The organism is Bradyrhizobium hipponense, assembly GCF_008123965.1.
Taxonomy (GTDB): Bacteria; Pseudomonadota; Alphaproteobacteria; order Rhizobiales; family Xanthobacteraceae; genus Bradyrhizobium; species Bradyrhizobium hipponense.
This window is the reverse complement of record NZ_VSTH01000021.1, coordinates 194,229-212,911: the sequence shown is the minus strand read 5'-3', so window position 1 is coordinate 212,911 and position 18,683 is coordinate 194,229. Positions and strand designations below refer to the sequence as shown.

Sequence of the window (18,683 nt, the reverse complement as noted above, 5' to 3'; positions counted from 1 at the left end):
TTGCCGACCGCATCACTTACCCGTGCGGTCAGCGAGTTGGCTCCATTGTTGAGGCTGACCGTTGTGCTCCAGCTGCCGTTGCCCTACACGATGGCGGTGCCGTTCGCGGTGGTGCCGTCCAGGATGGTGACGCTGGCGCCGGCATCGGCGACATCGACCGTGCCGGTGATGGTCTGGCTGGCCTGGTTGGTCGACCCACCCGCGCCCACGGTTGCGATCACCAGCGCGGGTGGGTCGACCAACCAGGCCAGCCAGACCATCACCGGCACGGTCGATGTCGCCGATGCCGGCGCCAGCGTCACCATCCTGGACGGCACCACCGCGATCGGCACCGCCATCGTGCAGGGCAACGGCAGCTGGAGCACAACGGTCAGCCTCAACAATGGAGCCAACTCGCTGACCGCACGGGTAAGTGATGCGGCCGGCAACACCGCCACCAGCAGCGCGGTGGTCTATTTGGTAGGCGTGCCCGGCGCCATTCTCGGCGACGCTGGCAACAATACCCTGACCGGGACCGCTGGGAACGATGCATTCCAGGGCTTCGGCGGTAACGACACATTCAACGGCTTGTCGGGTGTTGATCGAGCGGTCTATGTCGACGCGACCGGGGGCATTACCGCCGATCTGACAGCCGGGACCGTGACGGGACCAGGCGTCGGCACCGACACTCTCATCGGTATCGAAGCCATCCAGGGCAGCAACTTTGCCGACCACTACTCGGCAATCGGCTTCAGCGGCAACTCCGGGGTGCCTGGTACGCCAATTGGCTTCAACAGCTTCGAAGGCATGGGGGGAGACGACGTCATCGTCGGCACGGTCAATCCTTCCGGACAGATTCTGACCCGTATATCCTTTGTCAGTGCGACAGCGGCAGTCATCGTTGATTTCGTCGCGGGCACGGCGAGCGGCGACGCATCGGTCGGGAACGACACCTTCACAAACGTCAATTCAGTCATTGGGTCAGCATTTGGCGACGCGCTGCGGGGCAGTGACAATCCGAATGGTACTTTCGAGCAATATGACGGTCGTGCTGGTAACGATCTGATCGATGGCCGCGGCGGCTACGATTTCGCCATCTATAACAACGACGTCACCACAACCACGGGCATAACCGTTAATCTTGCAGCCGGAACCGTAACTGGCGATGCAACGATCGGCACCGATACACTGCGCTCAGTGGAAGCCGTCCGCGGCACCAACTTTGCTGATGTTTTCGACGCCACTGGGTTCAGCGGCACCAGCACCAATGCCGGATCGGACGGCACCTTCAACAACTTTGAAGGTATGGGCGGCAACGACACCATCATCGGTAACGGCCACACCCGAATTCAGTATACGCAGTCAAGTGGTGGCGTAACCGTTAACTTCGCCATGGGCATTGCGACCGGCGACGCCTCGGTGGGCACCGATACGTTCACCGGCGTCAACGCCGTCATGGGCTCGATGTTTGCCGATACCTTTTCGGGAAGCGGCGCCGACGAGAACTTCATGGGCCTTGCCGGTGATGATCTTATCGATGGAAACGGCGGCTTCGATACGGCGCAATACGCCAACCTAACCTGGACCACGGGCGGGATCACCGTTCACCTTGCGGCAGGAACGGTGATCGGCGATGCCTCGAGCGGCACCGACACCTTGCGTTCGATCGAAGGTATTCAGGGAACCAATTTTGCCGACACGTACGACGCCACGAATTTCGGCGTCAGCGGCGCTATCGATCCTGCAACCGGCCTTCCCTATGCCAACATCGGCAATAACGGCAACCTCAACCAGTTTGAAGGAATGGGTGGCAACGACACCATCATCGGCAACGGCAACACGCGCCTGATCTACGCCAATGCGACCGGTCCCGTGACGATCACTTTCGAGCCCAATAGCTGGACCAGCACCACCAGTGGCGCGTCGGGTACTGTAACTGGTGATGGGTCAGTGGGCATCGATACGTTCTCGGGTGTTGGCTCGGCCTCGGGGTCGTCATTTGCCGACACCATCACCGGCTCTGCCAATCCTAGCGGTACGGCGGAAGAATTTTCCGGACGCGCCGGCAATGACTCCATCGACGGCCAAGGTGGGTTCGACAGGGCATTCTACAACCACGATGGTTCGGCTTCAGGTATTCAGGTCGATATGGCTTCGGGCACGGTGTCGGGTGACGCTGCCATCGGAACAGACACCCTTCGATCAATTGAAGCGGTCCGCGGGACCGCCTTCGCCGACACTTATGTCGCGACCAATTTCGGCGTCTCCGGGCCAAATGTCGGTGATTTCGGTACCTTCAACGAGTTTGAGGGGATGGCCGGCAATGACACTATCACGGGCAACGGTAATACCCGCATCGCATTCTACAATGCTCGGGATGGCGTGACCGTAGATCTCGCCGCTGGCAACTCCCACGGAACGGCTGGCGATGTTGCGGACGTCGGTACAGATGCATTCACCGGCGTGAATGCTGTTCGTGGCTCGGGTTTCGCTGACGTCATTATTGGCAACGCTGGAAATAATACGTTGGACGGTCAAGCGGGGAACGATTTTATTCGGGGCGGAGCTGGCGCCGATACGCTGATAGGGGGCGCTGGAGCTGATCAGTTTGTCTTTGCTGCCGTGTCCGAGTCGACTGTTGCAAGCCATGACGCGATCAGCGACTTCGTTCATGGGACAGACATCATCGACATTTCGGGTATCACTGGAGCCACGACCGTCCAAGGCTTAATAGCCGGTAGTACGCAGGTGGCTGCGCATAGTATCGCGTGGATTCAAAGCGGCGCGGACACGATTGTTTATGTTAACAGTTCAGGGGCAGCCCAGAACCAGGGTTCAGCGGATATGGAAGTCGTCTTAACGGCCGTAACAGCAAGCAGTTTGGCCAATTTGGACTTCTTCCACGTCTAACGGTCGAATCCTTAGCTCCTTCCGCTCGGCCCGCTTACGCCGCGCGTGAACAGCGTGAGATTTCGGTCGGTGAATTCAGGGGCTCCCATGGCCCGTCAGACGCGCTTCGCAAAATGCCGTTCACTAACGATTTGCCCTTCCCCTTCAGCCCCGGCGGGCTCAGCTCCGCCCGAACCATTTCACGGGCCTGCCGCCGAGTTTCAGCAGGCGGCGGTCCAACGTGGCGTTGTGGGCGTAAATCCTGGTCTATCCCACGAGTATCAGGGCCAACAGGCCGGAACAGAGGAGAGCAACGCCTCCAAATGCGACGGCCAAGAAGACTAACGAAGTGAATTCTTCGCGCATAGCGCGCCAAACAGGTAAAGCTTAGCCTCACCACGCTCCGACCATGATAAGCGTGGCAATACTCAAGGCCGACCAACACAAAATCACTATAGGTGCGGTGAAACGCTGCTGATTCCAAGTCATGAGCTTACCCTCTCCGAGAATCCAGCCACACGCTACAACCGTCATCCTTTGCCGTGACTTCATAGCTCCTGATAATTGGTTTCACCGCTGGGACGTTTTGTTGCGTTCTCGGGCGGTCGACGAAATCCCTTCACGCGTTCGCGAGCGAAGCGCCAGACAGCAAATCGCAATTTTGGAGACCCTTGCGCGGACCGCTCGCCAGCCAAGCCGTTATGCGGCAGCACCAGGGCAGGGCCTCCGTTCGCAGTTGAGATGTTATGGAAAGAGTCGGCTAATGGCCGATATACACTTGTCCAGAAGAGACTCATGCACTGCGCAAATTGCAGTTGAATGACAGTGCCTCCGCTCATGGCACTCACGTACTGGTGGAGGAGCCGTTCACAGGATGAAAACCTGACACCGACCTATGACCTGTTGGATCGCTTCGTGTCAAAAACGGGTTCAGCATGGAAAGCAGGGCAGACTTCGAAACAAGTGCCAGACAGCACGTTGCCATTCTTCCCGTCGCCGGTGCCATCGGCGGGTTTCGGTTGCCGAAAGCTGCCTCGGGTGTTGGGGTGTTTTCGCTTCGGCGAGCTACTTCTCTCCCCGACTCCTGTTTTAGGCTCATGTACGTGATGAACCGTATTAAGTGAGCGTCAGGCGCGACGTAAATGGTGCAAAGTTATTTCCGGCGGGCAATTGAGGCGCACGGGAACGACGCTCGAGCCCGCACCAACGGAAGTATAGCCGGTCATATCGCCGTACTGCCAAGGCCCCGCCCCCATCCGTCTTGGCAGCACCGCCTCGAGCTTGATGGGAATGGATCCGGGGAGACAAATCTGACCGCCGTGGGTGTGTCCGCTCAGCATGAGATCAAAATTGGCATCGGCAGCCTGGCGATAAACCTCCGGTGTGTGAGACAACAAGATCGAGAATTCACCGCGGGGTATCGAGAGAGCGGCTTTTTCGATGTTATCCACTCTGAAGAAATGTGCATCGTCGATTCCCGCCAGATAGATCCGTTGGTCCTTACGAACGATTGTTTCGCATTCATTGAGCAGCACGCGAATGCCCATGGCTTCGAGCCCCGGAACCATCTGAATCGTATCGTGGTTGCCGAGCACGGCGTAGATTGGCTGTTTCAGATGATTTCCCAATCGCGCGACACCATCCAGCGCGGGCTGGAAGGGCCCAAAAGTCCGACCCCGATAATCGCCAGTCAGGACACACACATCGTACTGCATGCCGCCAACCAGCTCGATGAGTCTGTTCATGGCAACTTCATTCATATCCACGTGAAGGTCGCTAATGTGGAGAATGGTGAAGCCCTCAAAGAGGGGCGGTAATTTCTTGAATCTCAAGTCATTCCGCCTGACGAGAATGCGTTCTGCATTCTGGCGTGCACGCCAATAGAGCCCCGTTGCCCGCAGAACATTTCGAATCATCCACTCGGCCCAGGATGAGTTTTCAAGGTGAAAAAATGTGAGGCCCTGGCCAAATACCTGAGCTTCATGTTCTCGCTCAATCCCCAATCGCTGCCGGGCGTGAAGCGGCCCGAGACGGATCTCGAGTTTGCGCAGAATGTCTTCGTCCACCAGCTAGCCCCCTTGATCGGCCTTCGGGTAGATATAGCGTATTCTCATGAGGCCAGGGTCAACAACCCGACCCTGGCTTGTCCCCACGATAACCGGCGCAAGACGTTCCACTGACTGGCGCTCACAATAGAAGACCGAACTAACGTCGGATGCAACTATAAGCTAAGCTGAAGAAATGCGACTTCTGCATATTCTGCAATTGTTGGTTTTAATGACGTTGGCGAACGGCACACCGATCGTTGCGAAGAAGATTTTTGGCTCACGTTTTTCCTTTCCGCTGGATGCCGGCACCGTATTTTTTGATGGGCGGCCGTGGTTTGGGCCATCGAAGACCATCCGCGGTATCTTGATTTCAGTCCTCGTCACGACAGCAAGCGCCCCGCTTATCGGTCTGGATCTGACGATTGGTGCAATCGTAGCGGTTGCGGCTATGGCGGGCGATTTGTTCTCCAGTTTCGTGAAGCGCCGCCTAAACTCTCCGCCCAGCAGCCAGGCACTCGGGCTCGATCAGATTCCCGAATCCCTATTTCCGATGCTGGCATGCCGCGACGCACTTTCATTGACGATCGCAGACATAGTGCTTGGCGTCGGGATCTTTTTTATTGGCGCGCTGATTCTGTCTCGTTTTCTATTCCGGGCCCACCTGCGCGACGAACCATATTAGCCCGCCGTTAGCCCGAACGAAGGCAGTGCAGGGTGATTTCTGGTGGACAGTAGAGGCGAACAGGAACGACGCTCGATCCAGCACCGACAGAGGTGTAGCCGGCCATGTCATGATACCGCCAAGCTCCTGCTCCCATCTGTCGAGGCAATACTGCATCAAGTATGATCGGAATAGATCCTGGCAGACAGATCTGCCCGCCGTGCGTATGCCCGCTCAGCAACAAATTAAAACCGGCATGAGCCGCCTGATGATAGACCTCCGGTGTGTGTGACAGTAAGATGGAGAACTCGCCAAACGGTATCTGCAACGCAGCCTTTTCGATATCGTCGGCCTTGAAGCAATGAGCGTCATCGATTCCAGCTAGATAGATTTGCTGATCGCCGCGCACGATCACCTCGCTTTCGTTAAGCAGTATATGTATTCCCATGGCTTCCAGCCCCGGAACCATTTGGATGGTATCGTGGTCGCCCAGAACCCCATAAACGGGCTCCTTTAGATGAGCTCGCACTCGTGCAACGCCGTTCAAGGTAGCCTCAAACGGTCCAAGATTCTTCCCCCGATAGTCCCCGGTTAGAGCACATAGATCGTAGTGCTTGTCGCCGACGAGTTCGATAAGGCGCTGCATGGCAGCTTCATTCATATCCACGTGCATGTCGCTAATGTGGAGTATGGTGAAGCCGTCGAAAAGCGGTGGCAGCTCCTTGAACACAACATCATTTCGTTTGACGAGAATGCTTTCTGTATTTCGGCGTCCGCGCCAGTAGAGACCGGTCAGCTTGAGCGCATTTCGGACGATAGAATGGACCGGATACCAGTTCTCTATGTGAAAGGAGAGAAGGCCGTGGCCGAAGATCTGTGCCTCATGATCCGTCTCGATAGCCAATCGCTGTCTCGCATGGAGCGGTCCGAGACGCCCCTCCAATTTGTGTAGGATATCTTCGTCCATGGAACGACTTCCTCCGAATCGGCTCAACCTTCGATGGGAGCACCAGGGCTTGCCAACTCGTCAGAAATTTCCTTTCGGCTGACTGCTTGGCAGCACCAAGTCCTGGAAGATCTTCCGGCTTTTCTTATAAACCTGCTGGGCGTGTGCAACTTCCTGTTGGGCGTGTGGAACTTCGCTATGAGCTCGATGTCGCTTTGGGTCATGGCTCGCCGCACCTGCGTCCCAGGCCGGTGGCTTTTAGTATTTAATTCCGGAATTTTGCGCATGAACCAGGAAGACCGGTCCCGCATAGATATGCCTGAACTTTTAACCACCCCCCGCCGCGCACCTTGACCTCACCGGCGAGCCGCGCATCGAGCAGCAAGCACCGCCTCGCCAAGCGTCTTATCGTCCAGCCGCGCTGTGTCGGCATGCGGGTCGAAAAGCAAAGGAGCACGCAAAGCCGGGACCTCGGCTTATCCGGAGCCTTCCCCGTGCAATTTGGCGCTGCCCGTGTGAGGTGTTTCACAATGACAACTCCCGCGCCGCGCTAGGCTGGGCGAGCGGTTCGCCTGCAGCAGATCACACGGCGGATTCCTCATGTCTGACGCCGAAAATGCATTCGCTGAAGCCACCGATCAGTTGATAGGATTGTATCGCGGCGTCGAACGGCGAACCCTCGACCTGCCCCTTGTCAGCATCATGCCAATGCTGATCTTGCTCTGGGCGGTGTTGAAGTTTTACTTCTTCTTCGTGGTCGGGGTGTTTCTCATCATTCCGGTCAACCTCGTCATAGCGATCCGAAACTGCTTTCCCGGGCATTGGCGGTACCGGCAGTTCTTCCTGCGGCAACTTCACTATATCTGGATCTGGTTATGGCGCGGCGAAGCCCCCTCGGCACCGCTGATATTCGTTCGCCCGCTCCTGATCATCTTCATGAAAGGGCATTTCCACGGGCGGCTTCGGCGGTTGCGACAGGAAATTCTGCTCGGTGACGGGATATCCGACACCGCGCGCTCGGCGCTGCTGGGTCGCCTGGATGCCGCGATCGAACGCTGGAAGTCACCTCAGCTCACAACGGTCTTCACCACCATCCTGCTGCCGGCGATAGCCTCCTTTCCCAGCTGGTACAAGCAGCTCACCGAGTTCTCAGCACTGTTCGCGGTCCGCTTGCCGCCCAGCCTTGTTGCGAACTTTACTGCCGATCAGATCTCGCCCTTCGCTCTGCACAGCCTGTACTCGTTCGGGCTCAGCTTTTTGATCGCGATACCGATGACGGCGTTACTGGCCAAGCGCGGCCTGTTTCTTGGGGCGGATCCCGGCAGGATATGTTTCCCCGGAGGACAGGAAGGCCAAGGAGTCTACGCGAAGGAAAGCGCAATCCTCAGCAGCGTCGGCGTGCGCGGGCATGAGGCGCCCGCAGACCTGTGGCTATTCGCCGTTAGTTTTGTGCTGAGCATGCCCATAGCGTTCCTGAGCATCAACGATCTCAAGACGCGCTATCCCGAGGCTGTTGCCGATACCCTTGCGGGTCTCCAATTGCGCATTCTCATTATTCAAGGTGTCGTCTTTTTGGCCCTCCTCAGTCTTGCATTCATCCGCCGGGGACGAACCGGCCGCAGCTGAGCGCGCGATCGAGGTTCGATCACTTGGACCATGCGACACGGCATCGTCTGCATCGCTGCACGGCCGCCCCGGCGGAGCCAGCGGCCGCCGCGTTCAGGACTATCTGGTTTCAGCAATGTTTCAGGCGTGTTTCGTCGGGCTGAAGGCGTCCCGCAGCCGTGCTTTGCTTGCCAGATCCGTCCCGAAAGGAACGCTGCGAACGGTGATCCGTTGCAAGCTCTATGTACAAAGATGCGCTCTTTGATGAGTTGAGACAGATCGAACGCGAGGTTGTCGAAGGAGAGCGGCAGCTTGCAGTGCAGGAGGCGCGTGTCATCGAAATGAAGAAGCAACGTCAGGACATCACCACTGCCCAAGCCGAGCTTGAGATGATGCGCTGCAACCAGCGCCGCCGCGAGCAAGATCGACAACGTCTTCTCTGTCTTCTTCAGCCGTAGTGAGTTTCGACAGCGGCCGAAGTGGACGCATGACCAGACCCTCCTCCTGTGGGCCCAATCCAGATGCGCGCGATAAACCCACGATAAGGACTGCCTCGTTGGGCGGCGTCGTTAGGCCGTTTGCTTGGCCCAACCGGTCCAACTTTAGTCAAATGCCGCATATCGGATTCGGCGGAATGAAATCTGTCCGCGCCAAGCTGGGGCATCCACCGCCATGGCGACGCAAAGGGATACCGGAGCCGCCGAAGGAGAAACCGCCGATGTACTACGTCGCCGCCGCATTATTGGTGCTGTCGGGACTGTTCTACTCCGCGAGCCATCACGAGCTTGGCCAGTTCGGCACGAACATGTGCAGCTATGGCAGCGCGTTCTGCGACAATCCCCTGATCGTCTTTTCCGGCGCGGCGCTCGCCGCGGCCTGGGGCATGTTCGTCAGCATCAAATAAAGCGGCCAACCGGCTTCGCCGCCGGAGCGACCAAGCCCGCCGCCCGACACCGGGGCGGGCTCGCGCAATTTTTGGATGATATAGTTCTACACCTGTTTTGCCCGACGGAGCAAACGCACTTAGCATAATCAGAAGCGCCGGACCCGCGGGGCACCTGGCGCGAGTGCCGGAACTTTTTATTCCCCGGCCGCATTGATGGTAGGCCTTTCGGACCTTCCATGAATCGGCCCCGCCGCCCATGAGACATCCCTCCGAGCGCGGCGGCGCCGTTTCCTCCGCCAAATCCGCACCGACACTGCTGCAAAGGCTGGGACCGGGCCTGATCACCGGCGCGGCCGACGACGATCCCTCCGGCATCGCCACCTACTCGCAGGCCGGCGCCCAATTCGGCTACGGGCTGCTGTGGACGGTGTTTCTGACCACGCCGTTCATGATCGCCATCCAACTCGTCAGCGCGCGGATCGGGCGTGTCACCGGCAAGGGGCTCGCCGCCAATGTCATGCAGGTCGCGCCGCGCTGGGCGGTGCTAGCGCTGGTGTTCATGCTGGTTGCCGCCAACACCTTCAACATCGCCGCCGACATCGCGGCGATGGCGGAGGCGCTGTCGCTCGTCATCGGCGGGCTCAATCACGAGCACGCCCTGATCTTCGCGGCCGGCTCGACCCTGCTCGAGGTCTTTTTGCCCTACCGGCGTTATTCGCCGGTGCTGAAATTCCTCACGCTGGCGCTGTTCGCCTATGTCGCGACCGCCTTCACCGTGAAGATCCCGTGGAGCACCGCGCTGCTTGCCGCGCTATGGCCGAAGGCGAATGTCAGCGCCGATTATTTCCTGATGGTCGTCGCCGTGCTCGGCACCACCATCAGCCCATACCTCTTTTTCTGGCAGGCCTCCCAGGAGGTCGAGGAGATGAACCACGGCAGGCATGACAAGCCGCTGCGGAAGCTCAAGCGCGGCGGCAACCCCGAGATCGACCGCATCAAGATGGATACCGTCTCCGGCATGCTGCTCGCCAACGGCATCGCCTTCTTCATCATACTGACCACGGCATCGGTGCTGCACGCGAACGGCGTCACCAACATCAACTCGGCCACCGAAGCCGCCGAGGCGCTGCGGCCGCTCGCCGGCGATTTCACCTTTGCGCTGTTCGCGCTTGGCATCATCGGCACCGGCCTATTGGCGATCCCGGTGCTGGCGGGGTCGGCGGCCTACGGCGTTGCCGAGATTTTCGGCTGGCGCGCCACGCTGGAGGCCAAGCCGGACGAGGCGGTCGGCTTCTACACCATCATCGCCACCGCAACCCTGATCGGCTTCGGCCTCGGCTTCACCGGCATCAGCGGGATCCACATGCTGGTGTGGAGCGCGGTGCTCAACGGCATCGTCGCCGTTCCCATCATGGCGATGATGATGGTGATCGTCTCGAGCGGCGCAATCATGGGCCGCTTCAAGGCGCGCCGATGGCTGGTCGCGCTGGGATGGTTCGGCACCGCGCTGATGGCGCTGGCCGTGCTCGCCCTGCTGGGTTCGTCCGTGATCGGCTGAGGCGTCGGAAGTGCTGCCGGCTGCACCTATCCAGTCTTCACGCCGGGCCGTCCTTGGCCTAACAATTGGCACTGAGGCCGGGCTCCGCGACTCCGGCCATAAAAAACCAAGCCTGATAAGAAAACAAAGCCCTGCCGGGCAACGGGGAGCGACATGACAAAATCATCAAAAGCAAGAAGCCTTGAAATCCTCGCCTGCGATGCCGGCTGGAGAAACTACCATTTCGTCAAGCTGACGACGGACGACGGCATCGTCGGCTGGAGCGAGTTCGACGAGGGATTTGGCTCCCCCGGGGTCGGCGCTGCGATCCAGCGCCTGTCCGCCCGCGTGATCGGGCAGAACGTGTTCCAGCATGAGCGCATCCATGCCGAGCTGTTCGCGGCCACGCGTCCGGCTGCCGGCGGCGTGGTGGCGCAGGCCCTCGGCGCGATCGAGAATGCGCTGCTCGATGCCAAGGCGAAGCTGCTGGGCGTGCCCTGCTACGAGCTGCTCGGCGGAAAGATCCGCGACCGCGTTCGGGTCTACTGGTCGCACTGCGCGACCTGGCGGATCAATCATCCGTCCTGGTACAAGCCGCCGATCGAAGACCTCGACGGTGTCAAGGCGATCGGGCGCGAGGTCGCCGAGAAGAAGTTCACCGCGCTCAAGACCAACATCTTCTCCTATGACGACGGCAAGCCGACCGGCTGGCGTCCGGGCTTCGGCTCGCCCTTTGCACCCGAGATCAATGTCGATCGCAAGATCCTGCGCGACCTGCGCACGCATCTGGAAGCCATCCGCGACGGCGCCGGTCCCGATGTCGACATCCTGCTCGACTGCAACTTCAACGCCAAGACCGAAGGCTATCTGAAGATCCTGCGAACCATCGCGGACCTCGACATGTTCTGGGTCGAGATCGACAGTTTCAATCCGGAAGCGCTCGGTTACATCCGCAGGCAAAGCCCGCATCCGATCTCGTCCTGCGAGACGCTGCTCGGCCTGCGCGAATTCCTGCCCTATTTTCATCAGCAAGCCATGGATGTCGCGATCATCGACACGCCCTGGAACGGCGTTTGGCAATCGATGAAGATTGCCTCCGCCGCGGAAGCTTTCGAGGTCAACGTCGCGCCGCATAATTTTTACGGCCACCTTTGCTCGATGATGAACGCACATTTCTGCGCTGCGGTACCGAACCTGCGTATCATGGAGATCGACATCGACCGTCTTGCCTGGGACCGCGAACTGTTCACGCACGAGCCCGAGATCCAGAACGGTCATCTGGTCATTCCGGACAGGCCCGGCTGGGGAACCGAGCCGAACGAAGAGGCATTGCGCGCGCATCCGCCGAAGACCAGCAGCGGGCTTCTCAATTACGGGCGCAAGGGCTGACGTTAAGGGCTGACGCTACAAGGGCTGACGGCCAAAAGGGCCGACGACTACGGCGTTACGGGGTTGACCGTCGGGGAGGTTTTCGGCCCCGGCCGCGAAGGCTCGATCGGCGATTTTGGTTCGGTGGGAAGCACGTCAGCGCCCGCAGCACGCGCGGCCTCGCCCGTGGTGTGGTACATCGCAACGTGCGCAGGCTGGGTCTTGGCCCGGTTCCATGGTCCATGGTCGACGATCAACATCGCGGCAATGGTCAAACCTGCCACGATCAGCGCAATCACGCCGGGATGACGAAGCGCCGTTGAGATAGAGTACGCGAAGCGATCAGTTACCATCGAAACATCCGCACCTTTTCCTCACCCGGGCTAATTCAAAGGCGCCCGACGAGTTCCATGGTCTTCTCACGCAAATTTCGAGCCAAGGCGCGGGAACTCTATAGCCACGCACTTACCTCTTCACATCGGGCCGCGCATCGCCGACGAAACTGTCGCGGTTCGGCATTTTGATGGCCGCAAGCGATTTTGCATCGAGGATTGCATTCTCTCCGACCAGCCCGTTCAGCCTCAGGACATAAGCGGACACCGCATAAACATCGTCATCGCTCAGCGACTGCGGTGCGTTCTGCGGCATGGCGCTACGGATGTAGTCGAACAGCGTCGTCGCATAGGGCCAGAAACTGCCGACAGTGCGGATCGGCTTGGCTGTGCCGATCGTGCCTTGCCCGCCCGCGAGCCTGTCGCCGAGGCCGCCCTCGCCTTTCTCGCCGTGGCACGAGGCACATTGCTGGGCGTACACGTCGCGACCGTCCGCCACCGAACCACGACCCGGCGGCAGATTGCCGCCGTCGCGTCCGATGTCGAGATTCCAGCCCGCGATCTCCGCTGGTGTCGCCGGACGTCCGATACCGTAGGGGCTTTGCGCCTGTGCGTCGCTGGCGCAGGCACACAGAAGAATCGCGAATGCGATGCCGCAAGTCTCACGCAAGCGCATTGGTCACCTCGCCGTCAGCCGCGACGCGCCAGGGCCAGATCGCATTGTTGTGGTAGAAAAAGTTCTCGCCGCGCACCGCGAGCAGCTCGGTCAGCGTCGGCTGCACATAGCCGGTCTCGTCGATGGCGCGGCTCTGGATCACTGCCGGCTTGCCGTCCCATCGCCATGGCAGGCGGAAGCGTGTCAAGGCACGCGTGAGTACCGGGTCCTGCAATCGCGCCTCCTGCCAGCTCTTGCCGTCATCGACGGACACCTCGACGCGCGCGATCTTGCCGTGTCCACTCCATGCGATTCCCGAGATCTCGTGAAAGCCGGGCGCGTCCAAATGTTGGCCGCCCGAGGGACGCGTGATGATCGACTTCGCTTCCATGTAGAAGGAAAACTCGCGCGCCGTGCCATCCGGCAGAAGATCAGTATATTTCGAGGTCTCCTCGCGCGAATAGACCGGCTCTGCAGTCACGTGCAGGCGCCGCAGCCATTTCACGCTCATATTTCCCTCGAAGCCCGGTAGGAACAGCCGCAGCGGATAGCCCTGCTGCGGGCGGAGCCGTTCGCCGTTCTGGCTGTAGACCAGCATGGCGTCTTCGAGGCACTTCTCGATGGGAATGCTGCGCGTCAATGCCGCAGCGTCCGCGCCTTCGGCTATGACCCATTTGGCCTCCGGCTTCAGCCCCGCTTCCTGCAGCACCAGCTTCAGGCTCACGCCCGTCCACTCCGCACAACTCACCAGACCCACGAGGTCCGATGCGGTCTTGCCATAAGGTTTGCTGTAACTGGGATTGCCCGAGCATTCGAGAAAGTGGATGCGCGACTCCGACGAAAAGCGCCGCAGATCGTCCATGGTGAAGATCAGGGGCCGATCGACGAGGCCATGCAACATCAACCTATGCTGCGCCGGGTCGATGCTCGGAACGCCACCATGGTGCCGCTCGTAGAACAGTCCGTTCGGCGTGATGATCCCATCGAGCTCCTGCAACGGCGTCCGGCCGGAGGCGGAAATATACTGCTTGAGCGTCTTCGAGATGTTCTTGACGACGCCCTTCTCGAACGGCGAGGGCGCGCCATAGGGCTGGCTTCCCATCGGCTCGCCCGGCATCTTCATCCATTCTGGAGTGTTGGGCGGAAGGTTGTCCGTCTCAGCAGCAGAAGCGCCCGCGCCGAGAACGGCGCCTCCGAGCGCAACAGTGCCGCCTTTCAGAAAGCGGCGGCGCGTGGTCGTCACAGGATCATCGTCGGGATTGATCGTGCTGCTCATTGCGGATCCTCGGCTGGCGCTGAGCCCGCATGAAACATTCCAACGGCGGCATTTGCAATTGGCAGCTATTTCAAAAGCAGGCAATTTCGATCAGGGCTGACCCAAATCTGCCGGCTGCGAGAGCAGTTCCTTTCCTTGCAATGCACAAGCGTCGCCGCGCGACAATCTCACTCGCCCGGTGCGATCGCGTTGCTCGGTGTTGGGCGGTCGGTGATTTGCTGGCCGAACAGGCTGCCGATCAGTTCGACCGCGGTGCGCGCGGTCCGGCCGCGTTCGTCCAGGAACGGATTGAGCTCGACGATGTCGACTGATCCCACCAGCCCGGAATCGTGCAAGAGCTCCATGATCAGGTGCGCCTCGCGATACGTCGCTCCGCCCGGCACTGTCGTGCCGACGCCCGGCGCAACAGAGGGGTCGAGGAAATCAACGTCGAAGCTGACATGCAGCACCCCGTCGCTCGCCCTGACACGCTCGATGACACGTCTTATCAGCACGGCGACGCCGAATTCGTCGATCTGGCGCATGTCGGCAACCCTGATCCGGCGGGCGCGCATCAACTCCTTTTCGAGCTTGTCGATCGAGCGTATGCCGAACAGATCGAGCCCGTCGGGATCGATCGACACACGGGGATCATCACCCAGGAGGCCGTCGAGGCCGGGCTCGCCGCATAGGAACGCCGCCGACATGCCGTGCATGTTCGCGGTGATCGTCGTCTCCGGTGTATTATAGTCGGCATGCGCATCCAGCCAGAGCACGAAGAACTTGCGACCACGCTCCTGCCAATGGCGCGCCATGGCGTTGACCGAGCCCATTGACAGCGTATGATCGCCGCCAAGGAAGATCGGAATCGCGCCGGTCCCGGCGATCTCATAGCTGCGACGACTCAGCGCGCGCGTCCAGCGCTGGATTTCCCGATAGTGATTGGCCTTGTCCGGCGGACTGTCGTCGAGATCCCTGACTTCAGCGATGGAGAGATCACCGTAGTCCACGACCTCGAAGTCCAGGCCATCGAGCAGCTTCGCAAGACCAGCGGTGCGCAGCGCGGCGGGACCCATCAGGGTGCCGCGCTGCGAGGCCCCCATGTCGATGGGCGCGCCGAGCAGGGCGATCCGCCGGCCTCGATCCGGCCTGGTCCGATCTGTCACGGCAGTCTCCCGAGGTCAGCAAGCCTGCGCTAGCCTAACAGAGATTCGCACCCGTCGTTTCACGGGTAGTTTGATGAAAGTGCGTCACTCGATGAGCACCCGGGAACAAAATCCCATAGCCCGAATTACCGATCCAAGGCCGGCACCCGCCGTTTACCACGGCGCCTGTCGCGGATAGCCAAAAGTCGTCCGACCCGCTGTTCAAAAACGAGCGCTCGCGAGGATAGCCAAAGGTGCCGCGCCTCATTCATCGCTTCAGAAGCGGAGTTTAGAAACTTGAGCACGGAAATTCCGCAGTCCCCGACTCAGCCCGGCATGGCCGAGCGCGCCATTGACGCCGCGACCGACGTCTCCCACACGATAGGCGAGGTCGCGGGCGGCCTCCGCGCCGCTGTCGACCGCCTCACGTCTGCCATCGACGAAGCTCGAAAGCCCGGCAAACCGCTCGCGACCGTCGCGGCGATCACCCGCGAAGCGCCTTTGGCGAGTCTGTTCGTCGCCTTCCTCTTTGGCGTAGCCGTCGCGCGCCGACGCTAGAACGGATCGAGCCCGTTCAGGCAGCGCTGACAGCTTCGCATTCGGCCGCGAGGAATTGCCGCTCAAACGCCTCGGCAGGCATTGGACGGCCGAAGAAATAGCCCTGCCCTTCCTCGCATCCTATGCTGATCAGGAAGTCAGCCGTGGCGCGGTTCTCGATGCCCTCGGCCACGACGGTGAGCCCAAGCTGCCTGCTGAGCCCGATGGTCGAGCCGACGATCGCAGCGTCGTCGGAATCCGCGAGCAAGTCGAGCACGAACGAACGGTCGATCTTGAGTCCATCGAGTGGAAATTTTTTCAGATAACTCAAGCTCGCATAACCGGTGCCGAAATCGTCGAACAGGACGCGGACGCCGAGCTCCTGGATCCGTTTGAACATGTCGAGCACACGGGCTTCGTCGTGCAGCAGGATGTCCTCCGTGACTTCGAGCTCGAGCAGCGACGGCGCGAGCCCGGTCGCATCGAGCAATATCGCGACGGCATGCGCGAGATCACCGGCATGAAGCTGCGACGGCGACAGGTTGATCGCCACGCGCACGGTTTGACCGGACAATTCCCACCTCCGCGCCTGCCGGCAGGCGGTCTCCATCACCCAGCTCGCGATGCGCTCCGAGAGTGCCGAAGTGTTGACCACCGGCATGAACTCTCCGGGCGAGACGTAGCCTCGCGTGGGATGCTTCCAGCGGATCAGGGCTTCGGCCCCGACCAGACCGCCGTCAACGAGGCGAACCTGCGGCTGATAGAACAGCTCGAACTCGCCGCGATCGGCGGCAAGCGCAAGCTCATTCTCCAGCGTCAGCCTGTTCTCCAATTCCTGTCTGATGCTGCTTTCGAAAATCACATGGCCGCCGCGCCGGGTCGCTTTCGCCCTGGAAAGGGCCAGATGGCCATTGCTAAGGAGATCGTCCGCACCCTGGCCTTGTTCCGAGTAGACCGCGACGCCAATGCTGATCCTGATACGATGCTGGCGCGCGCCAGTTGCGAGCGGTGCCTCGAATGCACGCGCGATGCGCTCGGCAAACTCGGCAATCGGCTCGCCAGCCGCTGCGCAATCGAGCGCGATCGCGAACTCGTCGCCACTCAGTCGAGCGACGATCGCCTCCATTCCCACCTCGGACTTCAGGCGTGCGGCGACGGCGCGCAGCACGAGGTCGCCCGCCGAGTGTCCAAGCATGTCGTTGATCTGCTGGAAGCCGTCGAGTCCGAGTACCAGCAGCGCGACTTCGGAAGACTGCCACTCGGCCGTGGCGATCAAACTGGAGAGTCCTGCATGCAGCGTATTGCGATTAGCAAGACCCGTCAGCGCATCATGTTCGGCGAGATACCTGACACGTTCCGCCTCGCGCTTGCGTACGGAGATGTCGCGCAGAATCGCACCATATTGGAAGCCATCCGTTCCCTGCCAACCCGAGAAGCTCGCCTCGACGGGAAAGGTCTCGCCGTTCTTGCGCCGGCCTTCGAACTCGACGACGACAGCGCCTCCCGGAACCAGAAGTGCCTGGCGCGCAGCGTCGCGCATCGCAGCAGGCCTCGCGCTGCCGTCGACTGCCACCGCGCACAGCGTTTCGAACCGACGCCCGATTATCTCGGCCGGCATGTAGCCAAAGATCGCGCTGGCGCCCGGATTCCATACTGTGATGCGGTGATCCTCATCGGTGCAGACCAGACCGTCGCCAAGCGACATCGCGATGCGGTGAAAGCGGCTTTCGGCAATGCGCCCCAGGAGGCTGCGGAAATCGATCTCGTCGAGCGCAATCGCCGTCAGATAGGCGACGATAGCGATGTGGAACAGCGATGTGTCTATGACGAGGGGCCATTTGACCTGCACCAAAGCGGCGGCGAGCTCCAGTGCGGCACCCATCGCCACCAGCATCGCGACGCGAAAGCCTGAAACGATGCGGCGCCAGCAAAAGAACATCAGCAAGCAGATGGCACACAGGCCAAGCACCATGCCTACGTCAGAGGTCCGACGCAGAGTCCGGTGCTGAAGAATTGATTCCGCGGCGAGCGCCTGAAGCATCGGCCCAGATACGACACGGCCATTGGGCACGCTGAATCGGTCGCCGAGCTCGAGCGCCGTGGCCCCGATGATGACCTTCTTGTCCTTCAGTCTCGCCAGAGTCGCGGCGTCGCCTCGCAACACGTCGAAGTAAGACACCTGCGGAATGGAAGCTGAGCGAATACTGAAGTCGATCAGGAAAGGCGCGGTTCGGCTGCCATTCTGTCCCGCCAGCACAACGGCCATCGAGGGCAAAAAGGTATCGCCGAGCTTCTCCCCGAATGGGTAACGCCGAACGAGGCCGTCGGGTTCGACCGCGACGTTGACGACGGCGGGCCACGACTGGTTGCCGAATGACTTCAGTGGGCGATTGATGCGAGCTGCGCCGCCATTCGGCCCTGGTTGCTTGAAGGACGGCAGAATAGTCGCGCCGCCGGCATTCCGCAGCGACTTGACCAAGGCCTCGTCGGTAGCGGGATCGGAGGGCGTGCTGAAGTCGACGTCGAAGGCGACATCCTGCACGCGGGCGCTTTCGAGTTGTTGCAGCAATTCGCCATGCAAACGGCGGGGCCAGGGCCACACACCGATCTGGTCGATTGAGGGCGCGTCTATGGCGACGACGACGACGTCACCACTGGCCTCACGGGATTGCCAGGCGAACCGCAGATCGATGAGCGCATTACGAAGGGAACCGTGCCATCCCGTGGACAGCACGATCGCCAGCGCAGTCGCAACCAGAATATGTGGTCGAAAGCGTTTCACCCGATCCTCCCGCACACCCACGTTCTGCGGATGCGCCCCTCTCCCGCTAGGGAATGGC

General features: G+C 60.5%; 16 protein-coding genes. 8 read left to right on the top strand and 8 right to left on the bottom strand.

Annotation, left to right across the window (positions count from 1 at the left end; translation table 11 throughout):
* Positions 1 to 83 precede the first annotated feature (83 nt).
* On the bottom strand, positions 84 to 209 hold the full coding sequence (locus FXV83_RS44890) for a hypothetical protein (protein WP_283811700.1): 126 nt from the start codon (positions 207 to 209) through the stop codon (positions 84 to 86).
* On the opposite strand from FXV83_RS44890, the gene FXV83_RS08320 reads away from it, so the two are divergent.
* A complete protein-coding gene (locus FXV83_RS08320) occupies positions 187 to 2,889 on the top strand; it encodes a beta strand repeat-containing protein (RefSeq protein WP_187435749.1) in 2,703 nt (900 codons plus the stop codon). The two genes, FXV83_RS44890 and FXV83_RS08320, sit on opposite strands and share 23 nt — an antisense overlap.
* Before the next feature lie 1,106 nt (positions 2,890 to 3,995).
* Here FXV83_RS08320 and FXV83_RS08315 read toward each other — a convergent pair.
* Complete coding sequence (locus FXV83_RS08315) at positions 3,996 to 4,934, bottom strand: metallophosphoesterase (protein ID WP_148738692.1); 939 nt, start codon at positions 4,932 to 4,934, stop codon at positions 3,996 to 3,998.
* A gap of 175 nt (positions 4,935 to 5,109) precedes the next feature.
* On the opposite strand from FXV83_RS08315, the gene FXV83_RS08310 reads away from it, so the two are divergent.
* Positions 5,110 to 5,598, top strand: a complete 489-nt coding sequence (locus FXV83_RS08310) for a CDP-archaeol synthase (protein WP_148738691.1) — start codon at positions 5,110 to 5,112, stop codon at positions 5,596 to 5,598.
* 7 nt (positions 5,599 to 5,605) lie between these two features.
* Here FXV83_RS08310 and FXV83_RS08305 read toward each other — a convergent pair whose 3' ends face one another.
* Positions 5,606 to 6,544 carry a metallophosphoesterase gene (locus FXV83_RS08305; RefSeq protein WP_148738690.1) on the bottom strand — a complete coding sequence of 313 codons (939 nt, stop codon included), beginning with the start codon at positions 6,542 to 6,544 and terminating at the stop codon, positions 5,606 to 5,608.
* Between the two features lie 579 nt (positions 6,545 to 7,123).
* On the opposite strand from FXV83_RS08305, the gene FXV83_RS08300 reads away from it, so the two are divergent.
* The 5 genes from FXV83_RS08300 to FXV83_RS08280 all read left to right on the top strand — a co-directional run bounded on the left by FXV83_RS08300 (position 7,124) and on the right by FXV83_RS08280 (position 11,940).
* A complete protein-coding gene (locus FXV83_RS08300; protein ID WP_148738689.1) occupies positions 7,124 to 8,149 on the top strand; it encodes a hypothetical protein in 1,026 nt (341 codons plus the stop codon).
* A gap of 221 nt (positions 8,150 to 8,370) precedes the next feature.
* On the top strand, positions 8,371 to 8,586 hold the full coding sequence (locus FXV83_RS08295; protein WP_148738688.1) for a hypothetical protein: 216 nt from the start codon (positions 8,371 to 8,373) through the stop codon (positions 8,584 to 8,586).
* A gap of 260 nt (positions 8,587 to 8,846) precedes the next feature.
* Positions 8,847 to 9,032, top strand: coding sequence for a hypothetical protein (locus FXV83_RS08290; protein WP_148738708.1), 186 nt, complete (start codon positions 8,847 to 8,849; stop codon positions 9,030 to 9,032).
* Positions 9,033 to 9,270: 238 nt separating this feature from the next.
* Positions 9,271 to 10,572, top strand: coding sequence for an NRAMP family divalent metal transporter (locus FXV83_RS08285; protein WP_148738687.1), 1,302 nt, complete (start codon positions 9,271 to 9,273; stop codon positions 10,570 to 10,572).
* A gap of 153 nt (positions 10,573 to 10,725) precedes the next feature.
* Positions 10,726 to 11,940, top strand: coding sequence for a mandelate racemase/muconate lactonizing enzyme family protein (locus tag FXV83_RS08280; RefSeq protein ID WP_148738686.1), 1,215 nt, complete (start codon positions 10,726 to 10,728; stop codon positions 11,938 to 11,940).
* A gap of 47 nt (positions 11,941 to 11,987) precedes the next feature.
* Here FXV83_RS08280 and FXV83_RS08275 read toward each other — a convergent pair whose 3' ends face one another.
* The 4 genes from FXV83_RS08275 to rocF form a co-directional block, all read right to left on the bottom strand.
* Positions 11,988 to 12,272 carry a hypothetical protein gene (locus FXV83_RS08275; protein WP_148738685.1) on the bottom strand — a complete coding sequence of 95 codons (285 nt, stop codon included), beginning with the start codon at positions 12,270 to 12,272 and terminating at the stop codon, positions 11,988 to 11,990.
* Between the two features lie 112 nt (positions 12,273 to 12,384).
* On the bottom strand, positions 12,385 to 12,927 hold the full coding sequence (locus FXV83_RS08270; protein WP_148738684.1) for a c-type cytochrome: 543 nt from the start codon (positions 12,925 to 12,927) through the stop codon (positions 12,385 to 12,387).
* Entirely contained in the window at positions 12,914 to 14,182 is a 1,269-nt protein-coding gene (gene soxC / locus FXV83_RS08265; protein WP_148738683.1) for a sulfite dehydrogenase, read from the bottom strand. The genes FXV83_RS08270 and soxC overlap by 14 nt, the downstream gene beginning before the upstream one ends.
* Before the next feature lie 167 nt (positions 14,183 to 14,349).
* Positions 14,350 to 15,327 carry an arginase gene (rocF, locus tag FXV83_RS08260; RefSeq protein WP_148738682.1) on the bottom strand — a complete coding sequence of 326 codons (978 nt, stop codon included), beginning with the start codon at positions 15,325 to 15,327 and terminating at the stop codon, positions 14,350 to 14,352.
* A 276-nt stretch (positions 15,328 to 15,603) separates the two neighbouring features.
* Here rocF and FXV83_RS08255 point away from each other — a divergent pair, with 276 nt between their 5' ends.
* Positions 15,604 to 15,864, top strand: coding sequence for a hypothetical protein (locus FXV83_RS08255; RefSeq protein ID WP_148738681.1), 261 nt, complete (start codon positions 15,604 to 15,606; stop codon positions 15,862 to 15,864).
* 16 nt (positions 15,865 to 15,880) lie between these two features.
* Here FXV83_RS08255 and FXV83_RS08250 read toward each other — a convergent pair whose 3' ends face one another.
* Positions 15,881 to 18,625, bottom strand: a complete 2,745-nt coding sequence (locus FXV83_RS08250; protein ID WP_187435748.1) for an EAL domain-containing protein — start codon at positions 18,623 to 18,625, stop codon at positions 15,881 to 15,883.
* Positions 18,626 to 18,683 lie beyond the last annotated feature (58 nt).

What these genes read in the sequence shown, in the direction of transcription:
- FXV83_RS08310 (WP_148738691.1), top strand. Translation starts at nt 5,110, where the DNA reads ATGCGACTTCTGCATATTCTGCAATTGTTGGTTTTAATGACGTTGGCG.
- FXV83_RS08305 (WP_148738690.1), bottom strand. Translation starts at nt 6,544, where the DNA reads ATGGACGAAGATATCCTACACAAATTGGAGGGGCGTCTCGGACCGCTC.
- FXV83_RS08300 (WP_148738689.1), top strand. Translation starts at nt 7,124, where the DNA reads ATGTCTGACGCCGAAAATGCATTCGCTGAAGCCACCGATCAGTTGATA.
- FXV83_RS08295 (WP_148738688.1), top strand. Translation starts at nt 8,371, where the DNA reads ATGTACAAAGATGCGCTCTTTGATGAGTTGAGACAGATCGAACGCGAG.
- FXV83_RS08290 (WP_148738708.1), top strand. Translation starts at nt 8,847, where the DNA reads ATGTACTACGTCGCCGCCGCATTATTGGTGCTGTCGGGACTGTTCTAC.
- FXV83_RS08285 (WP_148738687.1), top strand. Translation starts at nt 9,271, where the DNA reads ATGAGACATCCCTCCGAGCGCGGCGGCGCCGTTTCCTCCGCCAAATCC.
- FXV83_RS08280 (WP_148738686.1), top strand. Translation starts at nt 10,726, where the DNA reads ATGACAAAATCATCAAAAGCAAGAAGCCTTGAAATCCTCGCCTGCGAT.
- FXV83_RS08275 (WP_148738685.1), bottom strand. Translation starts at nt 12,272, where the DNA reads ATGGTAACTGATCGCTTCGCGTACTCTATCTCAACGGCGCTTCGTCAT.
- FXV83_RS08270 (WP_148738684.1), bottom strand. Translation starts at nt 12,927, where the DNA reads ATGCGCTTGCGTGAGACTTGCGGCATCGCATTCGCGATTCTTCTGTGT.
- soxC (WP_148738683.1), bottom strand. Translation starts at nt 14,182, where the DNA reads ATGAGCAGCACGATCAATCCCGACGATGATCCTGTGACGACCACGCGC.